This window comes from Pantoea sp. Ap-870 (assembly GCF_011752515.1).
In the GTDB taxonomy this organism is placed as follows: Bacteria; Pseudomonadota; Gammaproteobacteria; order Enterobacterales; family Enterobacteriaceae; genus Pantoea; species Pantoea dispersa.
In genome coordinates this window covers 184,230-207,840 of record NZ_VWXG01000006.1, presented here as the reverse complement: position 1 = coordinate 207,840, position 23,611 = coordinate 184,230, and the positions used below count along the sequence as shown (strand labels likewise).

The 23,611-nt window shown below is 57.3% G+C and carries 15 protein-coding genes; 7 read left to right on the top strand and 8 right to left on the bottom strand.

Annotation, left to right across the window (positions count from 1 at the left end):
• Window positions 1-208: 208 nt before the first annotated feature.
• The 3 genes from nuoM to F3J41_RS16040 all read left to right on the top strand — a co-directional run bounded on the left by nuoM (window position 209) and on the right by F3J41_RS16040 (window position 3,821).
• Window positions 209-1,729 carry an NADH-quinone oxidoreductase subunit M gene (gene nuoM / locus F3J41_RS16050; protein ID WP_031280038.1) on the top strand — a complete coding sequence of 507 codons (1,521 nt, stop codon included), beginning with the start codon at window positions 209-211 and terminating at the stop codon, window positions 1,727-1,729.
• Between the two features lie 6 nt (window positions 1,730-1,735).
• Window positions 1,736-3,193: an NADH-quinone oxidoreductase subunit NuoN gene (gene nuoN / locus F3J41_RS16045; protein ID WP_031280039.1), complete on the top strand. Its 1,458-nt coding sequence runs from the start codon at window positions 1,736-1,738 to the stop codon at window positions 3,191-3,193.
• 175 nt (window positions 3,194-3,368) lie between these two features.
• Window positions 3,369-3,821, top strand: a complete 453-nt coding sequence (locus F3J41_RS16040; protein WP_166711755.1) for a GNAT family N-acetyltransferase — start codon at window positions 3,369-3,371, stop codon at window positions 3,819-3,821.
• A 28-nt stretch (window positions 3,822-3,849) separates the two neighbouring features.
• Here the strand turns inward: F3J41_RS16040 and F3J41_RS16035 are convergent, their stop codons facing one another.
• The gene (locus F3J41_RS16035; RefSeq protein WP_031280040.1) at window positions 3,850-5,508 is read right to left on the bottom strand and encodes a glucan biosynthesis protein D; all 1,659 of its coding nucleotides are present in this window, start codon (window positions 5,506-5,508) and stop codon (window positions 3,850-3,852) included.
• A gap of 288 nt (window positions 5,509-5,796) precedes the next feature.
• Here F3J41_RS16035 and elaB point away from each other — a divergent pair, with 288 nt between their 5' ends.
• On the top strand, window positions 5,797-6,105 hold the full coding sequence (elaB, locus tag F3J41_RS16030; RefSeq protein ID WP_021509227.1) for a stress response protein ElaB: 309 nt from the start codon (window positions 5,797-5,799) through the stop codon (window positions 6,103-6,105).
• Between the two features lie 153 nt (window positions 6,106-6,258).
• Entirely contained in the window at window positions 6,259-7,455 is a 1,197-nt protein-coding gene (locus F3J41_RS16025; RefSeq protein WP_059009139.1) for a nicotinamide mononucleotide deamidase-related protein YfaY, read from the top strand.
• 363 nt (window positions 7,456-7,818) lie between these two features.
• On the opposite strand, the gene yfaE is transcribed toward F3J41_RS16025, so the two are convergent.
• From yfaE to ubiG, 4 genes are all read right to left on the bottom strand, one after another.
• On the bottom strand, window positions 7,819-8,079 hold the full coding sequence (yfaE, locus tag F3J41_RS16020) for a class I ribonucleotide reductase maintenance protein YfaE (protein ID WP_021509229.1): 261 nt from the start codon (window positions 8,077-8,079) through the stop codon (window positions 7,819-7,821).
• Between the two features lie 2 nt (window positions 8,080-8,081).
• Window positions 8,082-9,212, bottom strand: a complete 1,131-nt coding sequence (gene nrdB / locus F3J41_RS16015) for a class Ia ribonucleoside-diphosphate reductase subunit beta (RefSeq protein WP_021509230.1) — start codon at window positions 9,210-9,212, stop codon at window positions 8,082-8,084.
• Between the two features lie 74 nt (window positions 9,213-9,286).
• Window positions 9,287-11,572, bottom strand: coding sequence for a class 1a ribonucleoside-diphosphate reductase subunit alpha (gene nrdA, locus F3J41_RS16010; RefSeq protein ID WP_021509231.1), 2,286 nt, complete (start codon window positions 11,570-11,572; stop codon window positions 9,287-9,289).
• Window positions 11,573-12,199: 627 nt separating this feature from the next.
• Window positions 12,200-12,925, bottom strand: a complete 726-nt coding sequence (gene ubiG, locus F3J41_RS16005) for a bifunctional 2-polyprenyl-6-hydroxyphenol methylase/3-demethylubiquinol 3-O-methyltransferase UbiG (protein ID WP_021509232.1) — start codon at window positions 12,923-12,925, stop codon at window positions 12,200-12,202.
• Window positions 12,926-13,101: 176 nt separating this feature from the next.
• Between ubiG and gyrA the strand changes: the two genes are divergently transcribed.
• Entirely contained in the window at window positions 13,102-15,741 is a 2,640-nt protein-coding gene (gene gyrA, locus F3J41_RS16000; protein WP_021509233.1) for a DNA topoisomerase (ATP-hydrolyzing) subunit A, read from the top strand.
• 167 nt (window positions 15,742-15,908) lie between these two features.
• Window positions 15,909-18,761: a two-component system sensor histidine kinase RcsC gene (gene rcsC, locus F3J41_RS15995; protein ID WP_021509234.1), complete on the top strand. Its 2,853-nt coding sequence runs from the start codon at window positions 15,909-15,911 to the stop codon at window positions 18,759-18,761.
• 42 nt (window positions 18,762-18,803) lie between these two features.
• Here rcsC and rcsB read toward each other — a convergent pair whose 3' ends face one another.
• From rcsB to F3J41_RS15980, 3 genes are read right to left on the bottom strand one after another with little or no spacing between them, the layout of a single operon-like run.
• A complete protein-coding gene (rcsB, locus tag F3J41_RS15990) occupies window positions 18,804-19,454 on the bottom strand; it encodes a response regulator transcription factor RcsB (RefSeq protein ID WP_013509853.1) in 651 nt (216 codons plus the stop codon).
• 1 nt (window position 19,455) lies between these two features.
• Window positions 19,456-22,113, bottom strand: a complete 2,658-nt coding sequence (gene rcsD / locus F3J41_RS15985) for a phosphotransferase RcsD (protein WP_166711832.1) — start codon at window positions 22,111-22,113, stop codon at window positions 19,456-19,458.
• Window positions 22,114-22,137: 24 nt separating this feature from the next.
• The gene (locus tag F3J41_RS15980) at window positions 22,138-23,292 is read right to left on the bottom strand and encodes an MFS transporter (protein ID WP_058758442.1); all 1,155 of its coding nucleotides are present in this window, start codon (window positions 23,290-23,292) and stop codon (window positions 22,138-22,140) included.
• Between the last annotated feature and the right edge of the window lie 319 nt (window positions 23,293-23,611).

Here is a 23,611-nt window from a genome sequence, read left to right as displayed (position 1 = left end):
CGATTGATGAGCGGGGCGCGCGATGGTTTAGCGCCCCACGTAAGAATGTTCAAAATTGTCTGATGCACGGGTGAGATCAACGCAGTCAGTTTGGTGTTCGTTAGCGCAGCAACCGGCGCGTAGTAATACGTGAACGTTGCCCGCGCGGGCGAGGCGAAACAGGCGCGTCCGATAGCCTGAACGAAGACGAAAATAGGGAATGTACGCCGTGTTATTACCTTGGCTAATAATTATACCCTTTGTTGGGGGCTTGCTTTGCTGGCTGGCTGAGCGCCTTGGCGCGAAGGTGCCGCGCTGGATTGCCCTGATCACCATGGGGCTGACGCTGGCGCTGGGCCTGCAGCTGTGGCTGCAGGGCGGCTATTCGCTGACGCAGGCTGCGGGCCTGCCGCAGTGGCAGTCGACTTTCCTGGTGTCGTGGATCCCACGCTTTGGCATTAATTTCCATCTGGCGCTGGATGGCCTGTCGCTGCTGATGGTGGTGCTGACCGGCCTGCTGGGTCTGATGGCGGTTCTCTGCTCGTGGAATGAAATCGAAAAGTATCAGGGCTTCTTCCACCTCAACCTGATGTGGATTCTCGGCGGCGTGATCGGCGTGTTCCTCGCCATCGACATGTTCCTGTTCTTCTTCTTCTGGGAAATGATGCTGGTGCCGATGTACTTCCTCATCGCGCTCTGGGGTCACAAAGCGTCTGACGGGAAAACCCGTATCAGCGCGGCAACCAAATTCTTCATCTATACCCAGGCGTCAGGTCTGGTGATGCTGATTGCCATTCTGGCGCTGGTGTTCGTGCACTACAACGCCACTGGCGTCTGGACGTTCAGCTATGAAGAGCTGCTGAAAACGCCAATGTCACACACCGTTGAGTATCTGCTGATGCTCGGCTTCTTCATCGCCTTTGCGGTGAAAATGCCGGTGGTGCCACTGCACGGCTGGCTGCCGGATGCCCACAGCCAGGCACCGACCGCTGGTTCGGTTGACCTTGCCGGTATCCTGCTGAAAACTGCGGCTTACGGCCTGCTGCGTTTTAGCCTGCCGCTGTTCCCGAATGCCTCGGCGGAGTTCGCGCCGATCGCCATGTGGCTCGGCATCATCGGTATCTTCTACGGCGCCTGGATGGCGTTCTCGCAGACCGATATTAAACGCCTGATCGCCTACACCTCGATTTCGCACATGGGCTTCGTGCTGATTGCCATCTACACCGGCAGCCAGCTGGCGTTCCAGGGCGCGGTGGTGCAGATGATTGCGCACGGCCTGTCGGCCGCGGCGCTGTTCATCCTGTGCGGTCAGCTGTATGAACGTCTGCATACCCGTGACATGCGCCAGATGGGCGGCCTGTGGTCGCGCATCAAGTGGATTCCGGGCCTGTCGCTGTTCTTTGCCGTGGCTAACCTCGGTATGCCGGGCACCGGTAACTTTGTGGGTGAGTTCATGATTCTGACCGGCAGTTATCAGGTGGTGCCGTTGATTATCGTGATTGCCACCTTCGGCCTGGTATTTGCCTCAGTGTACTCGCTGATCATGATGCAGCGCGCTTACTACGGCGAAGCCAAATCAAAAGAGCCGCTGGCTGGAATGTCGCCGCGCGAATTCCTGACCATCGGTGTACTGGTCGTGCTGCTGGTGCTGCTGGGCGTTTACCCGCAGCCAATCCTCGACACGTCCCATGCTGCGATGAGCAATATTCAGCAGTGGTTTACCGCTTCAATTTCAACTACAAGGCCGTAATTCGCCATGACAATAACTCCTCAACAATTGATCGCGTTGCTACCGCTGTTAATCGTCGGATTGACGGTGGTGGTTGTGATGCTGTCCATTGCGTGGCGACGCAACCACTTTGTTAATGCCACGCTGACGGTCATCGGTCTTAACCTCGCGCTGCTGTCGCTGTGGTTTGTGGGCCACGTGGGCGCCATGGATGTCACGCCGCTGCTGCGCGTGGATGGCTATTCGATGTTCTATACCGCGCTGGTGATGCTGGCGAGTCTGGCAACCTGCACCTTTGCTTATCCGTGGCTGGCCGGTTTCCCGGACAACAAAGATGAGTTCTATCTGCTGGTGCTGATCGCTGCGCTGGGCGGGATTGTGCTGGCCAGCGCCAACCATCTGGCGGCGCTGTTCATCGGTATCGAACTGCTGTCGCTGCCGCTGTTTGGTCTTATCGGCTACGCCTTCCGTCAGAAGCGCTCGCTGGAAGCGGCGCTGAAGTACATGATTCTGTCGGCTGCGGCCTCCTCGTTCCTGATCTTCGGTATTGCGCTGGTCTACGCCGATTCCGGCAGCCTGAGCTTTGTGCAGCTCGGCAAAAGCCTGAATGACAGCATGATTCAGCAGCCGCTGCTGCTGGTCGGGCTGGGCATGATGATCATCGGTCTTGGCTTTAAGCTGTCGCTGGTGCCGTTCCATCTGTGGACGCCAGACGTTTATCAGGGCGCGCCGGCTCCGGTCTCGACCTTCCTCGCCACCGCCAGCAAAATCGCTATCTTTGCGGTCATCATGCGTCTGTTCATGTACGCACCGGTAACCGACAGTGAAGCGGTGCGCACCGTGCTGGGTGTGATTGCCTTCGTCTCGATCCTGTTCGGTAACCTGATGGCGATTTCGCAGAGCAACATCAAGCGTCTGCTCGGCTATTCATCTATCGCGCATCTTGGCTATCTGCTGGTGGCGCTGATTGCGGTGAAAACCCATCAGCTGTCGCTGGAAACCGCCGGTGTCTATCTGGCCGGTTACCTGTTCAGCAGCCTCGGCGCCTTCGGTGTAGTCAGCCTGATGTCGAGCCCGTACCGTGGTCCGGATGCGGATACGCTTTACTCGTATCGCGGTCTGTTCTGGCATCGTCCGATTCTCTCCGCCGTGATGACGGTGATGATGCTGTCGCTGGCCGGTATCCCGATGACGCTGGGCTTTATCGGTAAGTTTTACGTCATCGCGTCTGGTGTTAACGCGCATCTGTGGTGGCTGACCGCGGCGGTTGTCGCCGGTAGCGCTATTGGTCTGTATTACTACCTGCGCGTTACGGTGAGCCTGTACCTCAGCCCGCCGGAACTGCACACTCGTGATACTCCAGCCAACTGGGCGTTCACCGCCGGTGGTGTGGTGGTGCTGATCTCCGCTATCCTCGTGTTGCTGCTCGGTGTTTATCCGCAGCCGCTCATCACGCTGGTGCAGCTGGCCCAGCCGCTGATGTAAACAGCGCGTCATCTTCACAATCAGGCCTGCGGGCCTGATTTTTTTTGCCTGCAATTTGAGAGTTTGATCACATAGCTCCGCGTGTCAGCCCCTGTTACGTGCTGCCCACTGCGTTTAGCGCATGCGCTGTGATAGGCTGTAAAGATCACTTTTTTCGCTCAGACAAGGAAGCACGATGGATATGCAATGGCTTGATTGCCACCACAGTGAACTGACCGCGCAGCAGCTGTATACCGTGCTGGCGCTGCGCAATCAGGTGTTTATCGTCGAACAGGCCTGTCCGTATCAGGACATAGATGGCCAGGATTTGACGGCTGATAACCGCCATCTGCTGGGCTTTCTTGATGGCAAACTGCTGGCGTATGCGCGTCTGCTGACGCCCGCGCTGGCTTCCTCGCCGGTGACCATTGGTCGGGTGATTGTATCGCAAGAGGCGCGCGGCCTGAAACTGGGCTATCGGCTGATGGAGCAGGCGCTGAACAGCTGCGAACAGCACTGGCCGCAGCGGGCGGTGTATCTGTCCGCGCAGGCGCATCTGGAAGGCTTTTATGGTCGCCTGGGCTTCCGGGCGGTCACGGATGTTTATCTGGAAGATAATATTCCGCACGTCGGCATGCAGAAAAACTAACGGCGAGGTGTTGGCCTCGCCGTGCAGGTTAGCCCGGCGTCATCTGCCGGTCGTCGGTGTACTTGCGCTGATCGGGCGGTGGCGGGAAGTACTGATACAGCCAGGTTTCGCTCAGCGTCTCATCTTTGGTGCGCAGGAACAGGCGCATATCCACCGGTTTGGTTGAGTCGCTGTTCGGATACCAGTCAAACAGGATACGGTACCCTTTCAGCGGTTCGACGTAGAGAATCTCCACCTGTTTGAAGGTGCCGGACGACACGGTGATTACCGGTTCAATGCCTTTCGGCGCGGCCGCCTGCAGGTCGCCGCCAATGAAATCGATAGCAAAGCGGCGGCACCACTGGTCCGGGAAGTGTTCGCCCGGTGCCCAGCCTTCCGGGAAGCCACCAATACCGGTGCGCGTGGCATCAACGCGGGCCAGACCACTGCGTACCGGCGGCAGCTGGCTCCAGTAGAGTTTGTACTGGAAATTAAATTCGCTGCCAGCTTTGACCGGCTCGGCCGGCTGCCAGAAGCAAACGATGTTATCCAGCGTTTCCCCGGTCGTCGGGATCTCCATCAGGTTGATGGCGCCTTTACCCCATTTACCGATCGGCTCCACCCACAGGCTGGGGCGTTTGTCATACCAGCCAATCACATCCTGATAATCTTTGAAATCATGATTCAGCTGCAGCAGACCGAAGCCGCGCGGGTTTTCATCCTGATAGGCATTGAACTGCAGGCGCTGTGGGTTATTCAGCGGACGGGCAATCCACTCGCCGCTACCGCTCCACATTGCCAGTCGATCGGAGTCATGAATCTGCGGATGATAGGTATTGCACATGCGGCGCTCGTTGGTACCGCAGCTGAACATGCTGGTCATTGGCGCAATACCGAGCTGACGAATCTCGTTGCGCGCAAACAGGTGGTTTTCCACCTCCATCACTACGCGTTTTTCTTCGCAGTGGATGGTGAACTTGTAGGCACCGGTGACGCTGGCCCCGTCCAGCAGTGCATACACCACAAAGGTGGTGTCTTCAGCTTTGGGTGTTTCGAACCAGAAGGCAGTGAAGTCGGGAAACTCTTCCTGGCCATTGCTGAAGGTGTTAACCGCGACGCCACGGGCTGACAGGCCATATTGGTAGGTTTCATCTACCGCGCGGAAGTAGCTGGCACCGAGGAAAGAAACGATGTCGCGTCGCGCCAGCTCCGGCTTTTTAAAGGCGCGGAAACCGGCAAAGCCGAGGTCGGTTTTACCCACCAGCTGCTGGGTATCCACGTTGGCGTTGTGATAATTAAACAGTTCCGGACGGAAGTGGATTTCCCGCGCCTCGCGGCTGGCGGCGTCCACGGAGAACATGCGAATGCGGCGCTTAAAGCCCATGCCAACGTGGAAGAACTGCACATCCAGCTCGCGGTCGGCGATGTTGTTCCACAGTGAGTGGTTAGCGTCGTACTGAATTTCGTTATACGCCTGCGGTGTCAGATTGGCCAGGGTCGCGGGCAGGGGGCCGGGCGCGCCGCCCCAGGGCTGTTTGGCCAGCGCCGCGGCTTTCTTTTTCAGCACATCGAAATCGAAGCGCACGGCGGTTCCGTCGGCGATGCCATCATCGGCCCAGGCGGACTGCGCAAACAGCGAGGAGAGCCCGGTCATGCCGCTAACGGCAGAGAGGGCCATGGACGCTTTCATAAATTTTCTACGATTCATGCCGGAAATCTTTTCCTTAGCTGCTCGGGTGTATTGAGGCTGTCGCAAGACATTTAGCGTCAGGCTACAGGGGGTTACGACAGTGGCGAAAATAAAAAATTCAGTCCGCTGAAAATTTATCAGATTAATCAAATAAACGAAGCACAATTCCGCGTGCAACGCCCCGGATGACATAACTTTGCGTTCAGCGCGGCAAAAAGCGCAGTCAGCGGATGACGGCGCGGCGCAAAAACGCAATTTATGACTATAGTTAATCGACACCGCATTTAAACATGGAGGATTGTGAACATGTCATCTACCGATCAATTTGAAACCCGTCTTGATGACGATCTGGCGCTGCTGACGGAAACGCTGGAAGAAGTGCTGCGCTCCTCGGGCGATCCGGCGGACCAGAAATATATCGAACTGAAGCAGAAAGCCGAGCAGGCGCTGGAAGACGTGAAGAATCGCGTGAGCCAGGCGTCCGACAGCTATTACTATCGTGCCAAACAGGCAGCGTATCGTGCCGACGATTACGTGCATGAAAAACCGTGGCAGGGCATTGGTATCGGTGCGGCTGCCGGTCTGTTTGTTGGCCTGCTGCTGGCGCGCCGTTAATCCCCGTGGGCGCGATGTCCGTCGCGCCCGATTCCTGCTTTCCCGCTGTTTCCTTTCCGCATCGCGATTAACCCGCTATTTCGCACCGGCGGCGATTGTGTTTCGCCTGCGCGCTCCCTACAGTGAAAGCCACAGGGATAAGGAGAAGAGATCGTGATACGTGTCGAAATGCTCTCAACGGGCGATGAAGTGTTACATGGGCAGATTGTCGATACCAACGCTGCGTGGCTGGCCGATGTGCTGTTTCAGCACGGCCTGCCGATGACCAGTCGCAGTACGGTCGGCGATGCGATGAGCTCGCTGGTTGAAGCGCTACAGAGTCGCAGTCAGATTGCCGACGTTCTGATTGTGAACGGCGGTCTCGGGCCGACCAGCGACGATCTCAGCGCCCAGGCAGCGGCCACCGCCAGTGGCAGCGAGCTGGTGCTGCAGCAGGCGTGGCTGGAGAAGATGGAAGCCTGGTTTGCCAGCCGCGGGCGGCTCATGGCACCCAGTAATCGCAAGCAGGCGGAGATCCCGGCCAATGCCGAGTTGATCGATAACCCGGTCGGCACCGCCTGTGGGTTTGCCCTGCAGCTTAATCGCTGCTGGATATTCTTTACCCCCGGCGTGCCGTCAGAATTCAAAGTGATGGTTGAGCAGCAGATTATTCCGCGTCTTAAGGCGCGTTTTGCGTTGCCAGAACCCCCGCTGTGCCTGCGTCTGACCACCTTTGGCCGCGGCGAGAGCGATATTGCCGCCGAGCTTGAACCGCTGCCGCTGCCGGAAGGCGTCGTGATGGGCTACCGTTCGTCGATGCCCATCATTGAGATCAAACTGACCGGCCCGGCCAGCCAGCGCGTGGCGATGGAGCAGGTGTGGCAGCAGGTTAAGTTACTGCTGGCCGAGTGCACCATTTTTGAAGGCTTTGAAGGGCTGCCGGCCGTGCTGGCGCGGGAACTGCACGATCGCGGCTTCCGCCTTGCTCTGAGCGAACAATACACGGCCGGGTTGCTGCACTGGCAGCTGGCCGCCGCGCAGGTGCCGCTTAGCGCCGCTGAGCTGCTGCCGGCACGTGAGGAGTCGCTGGAAGCGCAGGTTACGCGCACGCGTCAGTTAGCCGCTCAGCAGGGTACAGTGCTGGCCTTGTCGGTTGGCGATCTGCAGGAAGGGGAAGTGTCGATTGCGCTGCACACACCGGAAGCCAGCTGGGGCCAGCGGGTGAAATTTACCCACGGGCGGCACAATCTGGAAACCCGGCAGAAAGTGGTAGCGATGATGGCGATGAATATGCTGCGCCGCTGGCTGCACGGCAGTGAAGTCAGTACCGGTCACGGCTGGATTGATGTTCTGGAGACGGTGAAGAGCTAACCCGATTGTGCTGGCGGTCATCATCAGCAAGGTCAGAGGGGAAGTTGAGCACGCCCGGAACGGCAAAACCCGCTCCCTGCGGGCCTCGACACGCGGCATCCTTGCCGCGTGACGTCCGGCTTAGCTCAACATCCCCTCTTCCCGTTAGCATTGGTGTCGCTGCAGGGTGACGTTCTGTTACCGCAATGAAGAAGCCTGATAGGGCGTGGGGGAGGTTGCCGCTTGCAGCAGCCTCCGCGCCAGGACGGCGCGGCGGCAGGCTCCAGGGATGGATTTACGCCGGTGCAGCAAGCGGCAACCTCTCTGACGACCTGTATGGATGTTGCAGCATTAAAGGACTTTTGGGTTTGGTGTAGCGGCAGGTTACAGCTCGATCTCAATCTCCCCTCTGGCCTTACAACAGCAGGGCAGAATCTCGCCCTGCTGAATAAACGCCAGTGGGGTTTCCGCATAATCCACTTCGCCTTTCAGCAGACGCATGCGGCAGGAGCCGCAGTAGCCTTCGCGACACTGAAACTCGACGCACACATTGTGTGCTTCCAGCGTCGTCAGCAGATTAGGGTGTTCGTCTGCGCACTCCAGCCGGGAGCCGGAGCTGCGCAGGATTACCACGGAACGGCTCATGCTTACAGCTGGAAATCGTTGAAGTCGTCTTCGCCCACTTCGGAGTCGATCTGACCCACCAGATAGGAGCTCACTTCAACTTCCTGCGGCGCCACCTGCACGTTATCTGACACCAGCCACGAGTTAATCCATGGAATCGGGTTAGAACGCGTCTGGAACGGCAGATCAAGGCCCACCGCCTGCATGCGGATATTGGTGATGTACTCAATGTACTGGCACAGAATGTCCTTGTTCAGACCAATCATTGAGCCGCCGCTGAACAGATACTCAGCCCACTCTTTTTCCTGCTCGGCCGCTTTCTTAAACAGATCGAAACACTCGTCACGACATTCTGCGGCGATCTCTTTCATTTCAGGGTCGTCTTCACCGGTACGCATCAGGTTCAGCATATGCTGGGTGCCGGTCAGGTGCAGCGCTTCGTCACGGGCGATCAGACGAATGATCTTGGCGTTACCTTCCATCAGTTCGCGCTCGGCAAAGGCGAACGAGCAGGCAAAGCTGACGTAGAAGCGGATTGCTTCCAGCGCGTTAACGCTCATCAGACAGATATACAGCTGCTTCTTCAGCGCACGCAGGTTCACGGTCACGCTCTTGCCCGCCACCTGATGCGTGCCTTCACCCAGCAGATGCCAGTAGTTGGTCATCTCGATCAGATCATCGTAATACTTCGAGATATCCTGCGCGCGCGCCAGAATCTGCTCGTTAGTCACGATGTCATCAAATACCAGTGACGGATCGTTGACGATATTACGGATGATGTGGGTGTACGAGCGTGAGTGGATGGTCTCGGAGAACGCCCAGGTTTCTACCCAGGTTTCCAGTTCGGGAATCGAAATCAGCGGCAGCAGCGCTACGTTCGGGCTGCGGCCCTGAATGGAATCCAGCAGCGTCTGATACTTCAGGTTACTGATGAAGATGTGCTTCTCGTGCTCCGGCAGCGCCTGATAGTCGATGCGATCGCGCGAGACGTCAACCTCTTCCGGACGCCAGAAGAAAGAGAGCTGCTTCTCGATCAGCTTTTCAAAGATGTCGTATTTCTGCTGGTCGAAACGGGCAACGTTCACTGACTGGCCGAAGAACATCGGCTCTTTCAGCTGGTCATTTTTGTTCTGTGAGAAAGTAGTGTAAGCCATGACTAAGTCCAAAAGTGAAACGGGCCAGCCGCTGCTGGCCCAGACACGATAAGGCGCCCGCAGGCGCCTTTCGATCAAATTTTACAGGCGCCGCTTTCGCAGCCATCGTCCTGAATAGACGGCGCCAGATCGTCCTGCGCATCCTCGGCACCGTCACGGGTGTTTTGGTAGTACAGGGTCTTCACGCCAAATTTGTACGCGGTCAGCAGATCTTTCAGCAGCTGTTTCATCGGCACTTTGCCATTGGCGAAACGGCCTGGATCATAGTTGGTGTTCGATGAAATCGCCTGATCGATAAACTTCTGCATCACGCCAACCAGCTGCAGATAGCCGTCGTTTGATGGCATCTCCCACAGCAGTTCGTACTGATCTTTCAGACGCTCATACTCCGGTACTACCTGGCGCAGAATCCCGTCTTTCGACGCTTTGATACTGATGTGACCGCGCGGCGGCTCGATACCGTTGGTGGCGTTCGAAATCTGCGAAGAGGTCTCAGACGGCATCAGTGCAGACAGCGTGGAGTTGCGCAGGCCGTGGGTTTTAATCGACTCACGCAGCGCTTCCCAGTCAAGGTGCAGCGGCTCATTACATACGCTGTCGAGATCCTTTTTATAGGTATCGATCGGCAGAATGCCCTGCGAATAAGTGGTCTCTTTAAACCACGGGCAGGCACCTTGCTCTTTCGCCAGTTCGTTGGAGGCTTTCAGCAGCCAGTACTGAATGGCTTCAAAGGTTTTGTGCGTCAGGTTGTTGGCGCTGCCGTCAGAGTAGCGCACACCGTGTTTCGCCAGGTAATAGGCGTAGTTGATCACGCCAATACCCAGGGTACGGCGGCCCATTGCACCGCGTTTCGCCGCCGGAATCGGGTAATCCTGGTAATCGAGCAGGGCATCCAGCGCGCGTACTGCCAGCGTCGCCAGCTCTTCCAGATCGTCCAGGCTTTCAATCGCGCCGAGGTTAAAGGCGGACAGGGTGCACAGCGCGATCTCGCCGCTTTCGTCGTTGACGTCTTCCAGCGGTTTGGTCGGCAGCGCAATCTCCAGGCACAGGTTAGACTGACGCACTGGCGCAATGGCCGGATCGAACGGGCTGTGGGTGTTGCAGTGGTCAACGTTCTGCACGTAGATACGGCCGGTTGAGGCACGTTCCTGCATCATCAGCGAGAACAGGTCGACGGCTTTCACGCGCTGCTTGCGGATGCTGTCGTCCTTCTCATATTTGGTATACAGACGCTCAAACTCATCCTGATCGGCGAAGAACGCGTCATACAGGCCTGGCACGTCGGACGGGCTGAACAGGGTGATGTCTTCGCCTTTCAGCAGGCGGGTGTACATCAGCTTGTTGATCTGCACGCCGTAATCCATATGACGCACGCGGTTGCCTTCAACACCGCGGTTGTTTTTCAACACCAGCAGGCTTTCCACTTCCAGATGCCACATCGGGTAGAACAGCGTTGCCGCACCGCCGCGCACGCCGCCCTGCGAGCAGGATTTTACCGCCGTCTGGAAGTGCTTATAGAACGGGATACAGCCGGTGTGGAACGCTTCACCGCCGCGGATCGGGCTGCCGAGCGCACGAATGCGACCCGCGTTGATGCCGATGCCGGCACGCTGTGAAACATATTTCACGATAGCGCTGGAGGTGGCGTTGATGGAATCCAGGCTGTCGCCGCACTCGATCAGTACGCAGGAGCTGAACTGACGGGTCGGGGTGCGCACGCCGGACATGATAGGCGTAGGCAGCGAGATCTTGAACGTGGAGATCGCATCGTAGAAACGCTTGATGTAATCCATACGCGTATCGCGCGGATAGCCGGAGAACAGGCAGGCGGCGACCAGAATATACAGGAACTGGGCGCTCTCGTAGATTTCACCGCTGACGCGGTTCTGCACCAGATATTTGCCTTCCAGCTGCTTCACCGCCGCGTAGGAGAAGTTCATGTCGCGCCAGTGGTCGATGAAGCCGTCCATCTGCTCAAACTCTTCGGTGCTGTAGTCTTCCAGCAGATGGCGATCGTATTTGCCCATCTCGACCATTTTCACTACCTGGTCGTACAGCTTCGGTGGCTCAAACTGACCGTACGCTTTTTTACGCAGGTGGAAGATCGCCAGACGCGCGGCCAGGTACTGGTAATCAGGCGCGTCACGGGAGATCAAATCGGCAGCCGCTTTGATGATGGTCTCGTGAATGTCCGAGGTTTTGATGCCATCGTAAAACTGGATGTGCGAACGCAACTCAACCTGCGAGACGGAGACATTGTTCAGCCCTTCAGCTGCCCAGTCCAGCACCCGGTGAATCTTATCGAGGTCGATGCGCTCCTGGCGGCCATCGCGTTTCGTAACGAGCAGACTTTGGTTCATGTCGCGTGTTTACCTGTCCATGAAATACAAAATTATCCCCCGTCTATTCACAGGCGGCTCATTGTGAGTAAGCCTGTGGATAAACACTATATATAGGGGGTGCGGAAAGTTTGAACAACAATATGGTGAGTATTCTAGTCAGCAATCGGATCATCACAAGAGTTGATTTTCACAAAATTTTACGCCCTGGGGGGTGGGGAAAATCCTGGATCCCCACGCCACAAGGCCTGCACCTGGTGTCAACGGATAACAGGTTTTTTTTCAATTTTTGATCGAGCGCGTGTTTATTGCTCAACCGCTGCGATTCGGGAAATTTCCCAGGCGAAAAAAGCCCGCGCCGCTCCGTCAGCAGCGAACTTATCTGCGTTTGCTTATGAATTTTTTATGACCTTTTCACCTTACAAAAAGCGCATCGCAGCGTCTAAAAGGAAATTGATCTGGATAGGGCCAGCGCGTGATAAACCGGGGGCGGTCGGAAGTGAGAGGAGGACTGGCAGTTAGTAGGGCGTTATGCCGTTCAGTTAAGTAAATTGCCGGTCGTAGATTCCATAGCGGCGCGATTTCTCGCGTAATACATCGCGCCGCTACAACAGCGCTGCCCACGGGCAGGCAGGCCAAACAGGTCGTTTACGCCTGACGGTGGGTATGCACCATATAATTGACGTCCACCCCGCGGCCAAGGCGGAACTGGTTGGTCAGCGGATTGTAGTGCAGGCCAGTCATATTGCGTTCACGCAGGGCGGTCTCATCCACCCAGTTCAGCAGCTCGGCAGGACGAATAAATTTTTTCACGTCATGGGTACCGCGCGGCACCATGCGCAGCACGTATTCAGCACCAAACACCGCCAGTAGCCAGGCTTTAGGGTTACGGTTGATGGTGGAGAAAAACACTTCGCCGCCCGGTTTCACCAGCTGCGCGCAGGCCAGCACCACGGAACGCGGATCCGGCACGTGTTCCAGCATCTCCATACAGGTCACCACGTCGTACTGACCGGCATGGCTGGCCGCATGCGCTTCAACCGTCTGCTGCACGTAATTGACGCTCACACCGCTCTCCAGCGCGTGCAGACGCGCGATCTCCAGCGGCTCGGCGCCCATATCCAGACCGGTGACCTCCGCCCCTTCGCGCGCCATGCTCTCGGCAAGAATGCCGCCGCCGCAGCCGACATCCAGCACTTTCTTACCGAACAGCCCATGGCTGTGCTGGGCAATCCAGCCAAGACGCAGGGGATTGATGCGGTGCAACGGCTTAAATTCACCCTCTAAATCCCACCAGCGTGATGCAACCGCCTCAAACTTGGCAATTTCGGCGTGGTCAACGTTCTGGCGGCTTTCCTGCGGTTGTTCATTCATTGAATCATGACTCCTGACAAAATATGCCACCAGTATAAACGCATAAACCCTGCGAGGCATCTCTCAGCGCAAAGGAAAAGCGCCACAAAACCCTGCTTTACGTTCACCGTACGCAAGCGATGTGATATACTTTCGCACCTTTAAAATCCGGGATTATGTAGAGGGATAGCGGCTCCATGAGCGACCTTGCGAGAGAAATTACACCGGTCAATATCGAAGAAGAGTTGAAAAACTCCTACCTCGATTACGCCATGTCGGTCATCGTTGGCCGAGCCTTACCCGATGTACGTGATGGCCTGAAGCCGGTGCATCGCCGTGTGCTTTTTGCCATGAGCGAACTGGGTAACGACTGGAACAAACCCTATAAAAAATCTGCCCGTGTGGTCGGTGACGTTATCGGTAAATATCACCCACACGGTGACTCCGCTGTGTACGAAAGTATCGTGCGCATGGCCCAGCCGTTCTCCCTGCGCTACATGCTGGTCGACGGTCAGGGTAACTTCGGTTCGGTCGACGGCGACTCCGCCGCAGCGATGCGTTATACCGAAGTGCGCATGGCGAAGATCTCCTCTGAACTGCTGGCTGACCTGGAAAAAGAGACGGTCGACTTTGTGCCGAACTATGACGGCACCGAGCAGATCCCAGAAGTCCTGCCGACCAAAATTCCTAACCTGCTGATCAACGGCTCCTCCGGTATTGCCGTCGGCATGGCGACCAACATTCCGCCTCACAACCTGACGGAAGTGATCAACGGCTGCCTGGCGTTCATCGAAGATGAAAACATCAGCGTCGAAGGGCTGATGGAGCACATTACCGGGCCGGATTTCCCGACCGCCGCCTTTATCAACGGTCGTCGTGGCATTGAAGAAGCCTACCGCACCGGGCGCGGTAAAATTTACATCCGCGCGCGCGGCGAGATCGAAACCGACGCCAAAACCGGTCGTGAAACCATCATCGTCAATGAAATCCCGTATCAGGTGAACAAAGCGCGCCTGATCGAGAAAATTGCCGAGCTGGTGAAAGAGAAGCGCGTTGAGGGCATCAGCGGCCTGCGTGACGAATCTGACAAAGACGGCATGCGTATCGTCATTGAAGTGAAACGCGATGCGGTCGGCGAAGTGGTGCTCAACAACCTCTACTCGCTGACGCAGCTGCAGGTCTCTTTCGGCATCAACATGGTTGCCCTGCATCAGGGCCAGCCGAAGATCATGACGCTGAAGGAGATCATTGAAGCCTTCGTTCGCCACCGCCGTGAAGTGGTGACGCGTCGTACCATCTTCGAACTGCGTAAAGCGCGCGATCGTGCGCACATCCTTGAAGGTCTGGCGATTGCGCTGGCCAACATCGATCCGATTATCGAGCTGATTCGTCGGGCTCCGACGCCAGCCGAAGCGAAAAGCGGCCTGCTGGCGCAGTCGTGGGATCTCGGCAACGTCGCCGCCATGCTGGAACGTGCCGGTGACGACGCCGCGCGTCCGGAGTGGCTGGAAGCGGAGTTTGGTATTCGCGACGGTCGCTACTACCTGACCGAGCAGCAGGCACAGGCCATTCTTGATCTGCGTCTGCAGAAACTGACCGGCCTTGAGCATGAAAAACTGCTCGACGAGTACAAAGAGCTGCTGGACCAGATCGCCGAACTGATTCACATCCTGCAGAGCGCCGAGCGCCTGATGGAAGTGATCCGTGAAGAGCTGGTGGCGATGCGCGATCAGTTTGGCGATGCGCGCCGTACGGAAATCACCGCTAACAGCGCTGACATCAACATCGAAGACCTGATCAACCAGGAAGATGTGGTGGTCACCCTGTCGCATCAGGGCTACGTCAAATACCAGCCGCTGTCAGACTATGAAGCCCAGCGTCGCGGCGGTAAGGGCAAATCGGCGGCGCGCATTAAAGAAGAAGACTTTATTGATCGTCTGCTGGTGGCCAACACCCACGACACCATTCTGTGCTTCTCCAGCCGTGGCCGCCTCTACTGGATGAAGGTCTATCAGCTGCCGGAAGCCAGCCGTGGCGCGCGCGGTCGTCCGATCGTCAACCTGCTGCCGCTGGAAGCCAACGAGCGTATCACCGCGATTCTGCCAGTGCGCGAATACACCGAAGGCTTCAACATCTTCATGGCGACCGCAGACGGTACCGTGAAGAAAACTGCGCTGCAGGAGTTCAGCCGTCCGCGTAGTGCCGGCATCATTGCCATCAACCTGCGTGAAGACGATGAGCTGATTGGCGTGGCGCTGACCAACGGTAACGACGAAGCGATGCTGTTCTCTGCCGCCGGTAAAGTGGTGCGCTTCGCGGAGAGCGCGGTGCGCGCCATGGGCCGTTCGGCTTCGGGCGTACGCGGCATCAGGCTGGCAGAAGGCGACAAAGTGGTGTCGCTGATTGTGCCACGTGAAGAGGGCGCGATTCTCACCGTAACGCAGAACGGCTACGGCAAGCGTACTGCTAACAGCGAGTATCCGACCAAATCGCGCGCCACGCAGGGCGTGATCTCGATTAAAGTCACCGAGCGTAACGGGCCAGTGGTTGGCGCGGTACAGGTGGTAGATAGCGATCAGATCATGATGATCACCGATGCCGGTACGCTGGTGCGTACCCGCGTGTCGGAAGTCAGCGTGGTGGGCCGTAATACGCAGGGCGTGATCCTGATTCGTACCGCGGAAGATGAAAACGTGGTCGGCCTGCAGCGCGTCGCTGAACCGGTGGAAGAGGAAGAACTCGACGCCATCGACGGCAGCGTGGCAGAAGGCGAAGACGATATCGCGCCGGAAGTCGACAGCGACGACGACGCACCGGAAACAGACGACGAAGAGTAACCGTTCGTTGTCTGTCACAAGCGGCAGGTCAGGGCAACCGACCTGCCGTTTTTTTTGTCTGACTTTCACTCCCAAAGTCGCGTGCCAACTGGCTTTTTCGCCCTGATAAAGCTAGTGTATGAGAACTTTTCAACGTCCCGATAACCCTTGCCGCCAGTGAGTCTCTTTTGAAATATCTCGTCTCCTTTCGCACCACGCTTCGCATCTCGCGCTACCTGTTTCGTGCGCTGGCACTGCTGCTCTGGTCGCTGGGTGCACTGTTGACCACTTTCTACATCATCAATGTGCTGCACGAGAAAGAGAACGCGGTGCGCCAGGAGTTTGCCACCAATTATGGTCAGGCCGAATGGTATGTGCGCCACTCCGCGGATGTGATGCGCGAGCTGAAGTACATCACTGAGAATCGCCTGAGCAGCAGCGTCAACGGGCTGGATATGCTCAACGGCATGCCGGGCGGCAAAAGCACGCTGCCGCAGTTTACGCCGCTGTTTACCGACGGTGACTGCACGTCAATGAGCAACACCTGGCGTAACTCGCTCGATTCACTGAGCTATTTCATTAACTACTGGAAAAGCAATTTCGCCTCAGCCTATGAACTCAATCGGGTGTTCTTTATTGGCGGCGAAAATCAGTGCCTGGCAGATTTCACCATCGGTAACAATAATCCGGTCGATCGCGAACGCAGCCTGAAGGCGCTGCGCGAAAACGTGCTGCACTACCGCAGCGGCAACGAGGAAGAGCGGCGTAATCCGATGTACTGGATTACCAACAGCAGCCAGCCAGGCATCGGCAACTTCTACATGGTGGTGCCGGTTTACGTCGCCAACAAACTGCAGGCGCTGCTCGGCGTGGAACAGAACATTCGCCTGGATGAATTTATTCAGCCCGGCGGGCTGCCGCTGGTGGCCACCATCACCGACGAAAACTATCGCCCGCTGATCAGCTCACGACGCGGCGGACCCGGTTATTCACTGGACGATCTGCCGGATAACAGCACCTGGTTTGGTTATCTTGACGGCTATCGTCAGCTGGTGCTGAAAAAGCCGCTGCCGCCGTCCAGCCTCAATGTGGTGTGGTCGCTGTCGACCGATGTGCTGATGGATCAGCTCAAGCTGATGCTGATCAACGCGCTGCTGCTCAATATCCTCAGCGCGCTGATTCTGTTTACCCTGGCGTGGGTGTTCGAACGCCGCATGTTCCTGCCGGCGGAAGACAACGCCCACCGGCTGGAGGAGCACGAGCAGTTCAACCGCAAGATTGTCGCGTCAGCGCCGGTCGGCATCTGTATTTTGCGTACCAGCGATGGCACCAACATCCTCAGTAATGAACTGGCGCATAACTATCTGACGCTGCTGACGCAGGAAGATCGCCTGCGGCTGAATGAAATCATCGGCGGCCAGCAGGTTAATTTTGTCGATATGCTGACCGGCAGTAACACTAACCTGCAAATCAGCTTTGTGCATTCGCGCTACCGCAACGAGAACGTGGCGATTTGCGTGCTGGTCGACGTCTCGGCGCGCGTGCGCATGGAGCAGTCGCTGCAGGAGATGGCGCACGCCGCCGAGCAGGCCAGCCAGTCCAAATCGATGTTCCTTGCTACCGTCAGTCACGAACTGCGTACGCCGCTGTACGGCATTATCGGTAACCTCGATCTGCTGCAGACCAAATCGCTGCCGAAGGGCGTGGATTCGCTGGTCACGGCGATGAACAACTCATCCAGCCTGTTGCTGAAAATCATCAGCGATATTCTCGACTTCTCGAAGATCGAGTCCGAGCAGCTGAAGATTGAGCCGCGTCCCTTCTCGCCGCGTGAGGTGGTCAACCATATTGCCAGCAACTATCTGTCGCTGGTGGTGCGCAAGCGCCTGACGCTGTATGTGTTTATCGAGAACGATGTGCCGCTGGCGCTGGATGGCGATCCGCTGCGCCTGCAGCAGGTGATCTCCAACCTGCTGAACAACGCCATCAAGTTCACCCACACCGGCTGCATTATCCTGCACGCCTATGTGAAAGAGGGATATCTGGCGTTTCGCGTGCGCGACACCGGCGTGGGAATCCCGGCAAAAGAGATCACGCGCCTGTTCGACCCGTTCTTCCAGGTCGGCTCCGGCGTGCAGCGTAATTTCCAGGGCACCGGGCTGGGACTGGCGATCTGTGAAAAGCTCATCAACATGATGGATGGCGACATCGAAGTCGACTCTGAACCGGGCATGGGCAGCCAGTTCGTGGTGCGTATCCCGATCTACGCCGGACAGCAACCCGCGCCGCCGCTGCTGGATGGTCTGCAGGAAAAAGCCATCTGGCTTGACCTGCGCAACGACTATCTGGCGGCCTTCCTGCTGCGTCTGCTTCAGCAGCAGGGCATCCAGGTCGCGCACTATCAGGGGCGGGCTGGGGCGGACGATGTGATGATCTGCGATCACCACGACGCGCCAGCGCAGACGGTACGCGCGCGCATCCGTATCTGCGGTGAACACATTGATATGCCGCAGGAAACGACGCCGGGACAGTGGGTGCACAGCAGCGCGACGCTGCACGATCTGCCGCTGCTGCTGGGCCGGATTTATCGCATTGCCATCGACAGTGAAACGGCGACTACGCTGGAACTGCCGGTGCCGCAGCAGGCCTCCAGCTATGAAGACATCATGGTGCTGATCGTTGATGACCATCCGATTAACCGCATGCTGCTGTCTGAACAGCTCGGCACGCTGGGCTATCAGACCAAAACGGCGCAGGACGGCGTGGATGCGCTCAACGTGCTCAGCCGTAACCATATCGATATCGTACTGAGCGATGTCAACATGCCAAACATGGACGGCTACCGGCTGACGCAGCGTCTGCGCCAGCTGGGGCATGCTTTCCCGGTGATTGGAGTGACCGCTAACGCACTGGCGGAAGAGAAACAGCGCTGTATGGATGCCGGCATGGATAACTGCCTGTCAAAACCGGTGACGCTGGATGTGCTGAAAACCACGCTGGCGCTGTATGCAGAACGTGTTCGCAAAAGCCGGGAAGGATAAGCAGGGCAGAGGAGAGGCGGTGCCGAAGCACCGCCGCAGGGATTACTCTTTGTCGACCTGAGTGGCGCTGACGGAAGAGAGGTAGTTCAGCAGCGCGATATCATTATCCACGCCCAGCTTCATCATTGCTGATTTCTTCTGGCTACTGATGGTTTTGATACTGCGGTTCAGCTTCTTGGCGATCTCGGTAACGAGGAAACCTTCGGCGAACAGACGCAGCACTTCGCTCTCTTTCGGTGACAGACGTTTGTCGCCGTAGCCGCCGGCGCTGATTTTCTCCAGCAGTTTGGCCACGCTTTCCGGCGTGTACTTTTTGCCTTTCTGCAGGGCTGCCAGCGCTTTTGGCAGGTCAGTTGGTGCACCCTGCTTCAGCACGATGCCTTCGATATCCAGATCCAGTACCGCGCTCAGGATAGCCGGGTTATTGTTCATGGTCAGAACAATAATGGAGAGATCCGGATAGTGACGCTTGATGTACTTGATCAGCGTGATGCCGTCGCCGTATTTTTCGCCCGGCATCGACAGATCGGTAATCAGGACGTTGGCATCCAGTTTGGACAAGCTATTGATCAGTGCTGTTGAGTCTTCAAACTCACCTACCACATTCACCCATTCGATCTGTTCCAGAGATTTACGGATACCGAACAGAACGATTGGATGGTCATCGGCAATAATTACATTCAGGTTATTCATCTTATTGGTTACCTTGCTGCAGCAGTTGGTTGACGTACGCGTCAATTTCACTGGTGGTATTTTTAATGGTTAAATCGTCGCACAGTTTAATGTGCTGTTCTAACTCTTCACAAAGCTGTTTACCCGGCAGTAAATTGAGCATGGCAAACACGCCTTTCAGGCGATGCGCTGTCTGAGCAAGCGAGGGATAGTCCTTCTCCGCCGACTCAGTATACAGTCTCTTCACATCTGGCGGTACTGTCTCCGTAAACAGCTGGAAATAGCCGCCGCTCAGCAGCGGCGTGGCAGCCTCATCGTCGTCGCTCTCCTCTATCGAATCGTGAGCCAGTTGCTTCTCAATCAGGGCCAGCAGCGCATCAAGCAGCGCATTGCTGAGATTGAAATTGACCCGGAATTGCTGGTCGTTGAGGGCGTGATGCCCCATTTCGTCGCCCGCCAGCAACAGCGCCCAGCCCTGCAGGCGCGCCGGATCGTCCGTCACCAGCACATCATGCTCCTGCCCGGACAAGCGTTCGTCCGAGGTCAGGCAATTTGCCCCCCAGTTCTCGAGGTGGCGGCAGACAATTTTGTGTACGTCTTCGACCGCGATATCCACCAGCGCCGTCACGCCTTCCAGCAGTTTCTCTTCCTGCTCGCTCTGCTGCTCCAGCGCCAGCGGCAGCTGAATGTTATAGCGCGTGCCGATATCCGGTTTGGCGATAATCTCCAGCTGGCCGCCCATCTGTTTGCACAGCTGCTTACACAGGAAAAATGCCATGCCAGACGCCTGACCGTAACGGTCCTGCGTGGTTTCGCCGAGGTAAGGGAAATCGACGTTGGCCAGCTCGTCGCCGGTCAGGCCTGAGCCGGTATCCACCAGCTGGAACAGTACGCTGTTGGCTTTGCTGTCGCTGGCTTTGATATCAAGGGAAATCTTGCCCCACTGCGTGGTGGTGAGCGCGTAGTGCATCAGCGTGGTCAGGACTTTACGTAGCGCGCGGCGATCGCCAAAGCGCATCTCGTCGTTGGCCAGCTGATTGTTGACCACCAGCGTTAGTCCTTTGCGGCGCAGTAGCGGCAGGCTCTCCAGCGCAATCTCATCGAGCAGATCCTGCAGGTTAAACACGCCCGCATCCGGCGACCAGTCGTGGGCTTCCAGCCGGTTGAGCAGGACGATATCATCCACCAGCCGTGCCAGACCCTGGCTCTCATCCAGTAGATCCAGCACGCCCTCGTCGTCATCGCGCTGGCTGAGCTGCACCAGCTGCGTCACCATGCTCTGCAGCGGACGATTAAGCGCATGGCCAAGATTCTGCATCAGCTGCTGACGCATCTGGTGATTGCGATCCAGCACCTGCTGCGCTTTTTGCAGCTTCTTATTCACCAGCAGCTCGCGATCCTGATCGCGCATCATAAACAGCTGGGTGTGCGGCGACAGCATGCTGCGCGCGTGGCGAATCTCATACACTTCGTTATTGATGGTAGCCTGCAGCACGCCCTGATGCTGATCGGACATATTGATGATCTTCTGCAGATTGAGATGCGGCAGCAGATGCTCAGCGATTTTGTTGCTCAACAGGGTGCGATTGGTACCAAAGTCATACACCAGCAGCCCGACCGGCAGGCTGGCGACGATCTCCTCATTCAGCATACGCAGCGAATCAAGCTCAGCGCTCTGGTTCTCATTCGGTCGCAGTGACTGCTGGCGCAGCAGCGTAATGCCGGCGATAGACAGCAGGAACAGTACCAGGTTGATCAGCAGCGGCCACATCAGGTTATGCAGGGTATCCATCGCCAGGCTGGCGAGCGGCACCCGGTATACCAGCTGGAGCGAGGTGCTGGGCAGCGTGGCGGCAATCTCCAGGTTCGGGTTAACCAGCGTCACCGCGGTGCTTTCGCTGCTGGCGTCATCGCTGGTGGCGCTGCCGGGCTGGCTGGCATCCTGGCGTAACTGGAAGTTCTCCAGCGGCATACTGCGTGGAATCAAATCGTTAACCGGCAGATCGAACGCCACCACCGTGGCTAAATGACCTGGCTGGTTAAACGTGGTGCGCAGCGTGAAGTAGTGATCGTTCTGCCAGGCAAAGTGGCGCAGTGGCGAGAAGCTTTCGCGTTCGTCCAGCGCATTGGCCTGTTGCAGCATTTCGGCACGGCGGCTGTCCACCAGCGTATTGATCGCGCTCTCTTTATAGCGCGTCGCCATATCCTTGAGCGGCAGGGTCGAGATCATGATCAGGCTGTTGTCCTGACCATTGAGGAAGTACATCGACCACGCCGGATTCTCAGCGCCCCACATCGTATCGAGATAATTGGACATGCGCAGCGTCATATCCAGCGTGCTGCTGTCGTGCGAGCCAAAAATCAGCGCTTCGGTCTTGCGGCGGGTTTTCTCCAGATAGTAAACATCCGGGCGCAGGCGTGTCTCCTGCAGGCTGCTGCTCGGCGTCGAGCCCGCGGCGCTGGTGGCGAGATTTTCATAGATTTGCCAGGTGGCAAAGCGGTAAGCATCAATGCGTTTTTGCATCGCGCGCGCCAGGTCGGTCATGGCGTAGCGCTTTTCCATGATCCACGCATTCACACTGTTATGCACCATGGCGCCGAGCGCGAGAAACAGCACCAGGTTAAACACCACGAAAAAGCGCGTTACGTTGCCGGAGGTCAGCGGAAATTTATAAGGCAGCATAGGTGTCTCAGGATCCTGCAATTAACGCGCGACCAGCCGGGCGCTGGCGGCAACCGCCAGCAGCAGCAGGGCGATAAGTAAAAACGCGCCGCTCAGGCTGAGCCACTGGGAAATAAAGCCGATTAAAGCCGGGCCTGAAAGAATACCCGCATAGCCAAGCGTTGTCATGGCGGAAATCGCCAGATTGGCCGGCATATCCTGTTGATTACCGGCGGCATTAAACAGCATCGGCACGGTATTGGCCAGGCCAAAGCCCACCAGCAAAAAGGCCAGCAGCGCCGCCTGCGGCCACGGCAGCAGCACCGCCAGCGTCATGCCGGCTGCCGCCGCCAGCGCACCGGTCAGCATCACCGGATAGCGGCCAAAGCGCTGAATCACTTTATCGCCCGTCAGACGACCTATGGTCATGGCGATGGAGAAGATGGCGTAACCCAGACCGGCGTGCGCCACGCTCATGCCCGGACTTTGCAGCAGCAGCAGGGCGCTCCAGTCGAGTACCGCGCCTTCCGCAAGGAACAAAATAAAGCACAGGCAACCGAGGAAGGCGACCCAGCCGCGCGGGATCACCAGCCAGGGTTGATCGGGCTGATGCAGGCGCTCTGTCATCAGCGTCGGCAGGCTGCACAGCAACAGCAGCACCATCAGCAGCATGATAACGCCGACTGCCTGCAGCGGTGTCAGACCCGCGCCAAGTAACAGGCTGACCGTGCCGGCGCCGAGAATACCGCCAAGGCTGAAGAAACCGTGGAAACCGGACATCATCGGCTTCGCCGCCGCTTTCTCAACCTCAACCGCCTGCACATTCATGGCCACATCCAGCATGCCGAGCCCGGCACCGAACACCATCAGCGTAGCGGCCATCAGCCACATCACATCCAGCGTCGCCAGCAGCGGCAATACTGCCAGCACCACCAGCGTGGAGCACAGCATAACGCGGCGGCAGCCAAAGCGTGCCACCAGCGCACCGGTCACCGGCATCGCTGCCAGTGAACCAATGCCGAGACACAGCAGCAGGCCGCCCAGCGACGCGCCCGTCAGCTGGAGACGCTGGCTGGCAAACGGCACCAGCGGTGCCCACGCAGACATGCTTAAACCGGCGATGAGAAAAACGAGGCGTGTTCCCAGATTGACACGCTGATGCAATTTGTTGGGCTGTGCGGCGTCCAGTGCTGTCATAAAGGTGTCGTTGTCATAAGTCGTTCGAGCGACGAAGTTTAGCATTAAAGCTGGCGCGGCACCGCTCAATGAAGGCGAAGAGCAGGGCAAAAATGGTCGCCAGAAACGAGCATATTACCGATCTTTTGCCAGGCGCTGCGCTTTTCCAGACATTTCCTGGACTTCATAAGCTCTCTGGCTCTTAGTAAACCGACAGATTCAGTGAAAATTTGGCTTAAGTTGGGGTGAAAGTCGATTACTGCGGCAACGCTAACTGACTGAATAGTGGTAAAGAATATTCCGCAAACGGTTGGGGAAACGCATCGGCTATATTCCTGTT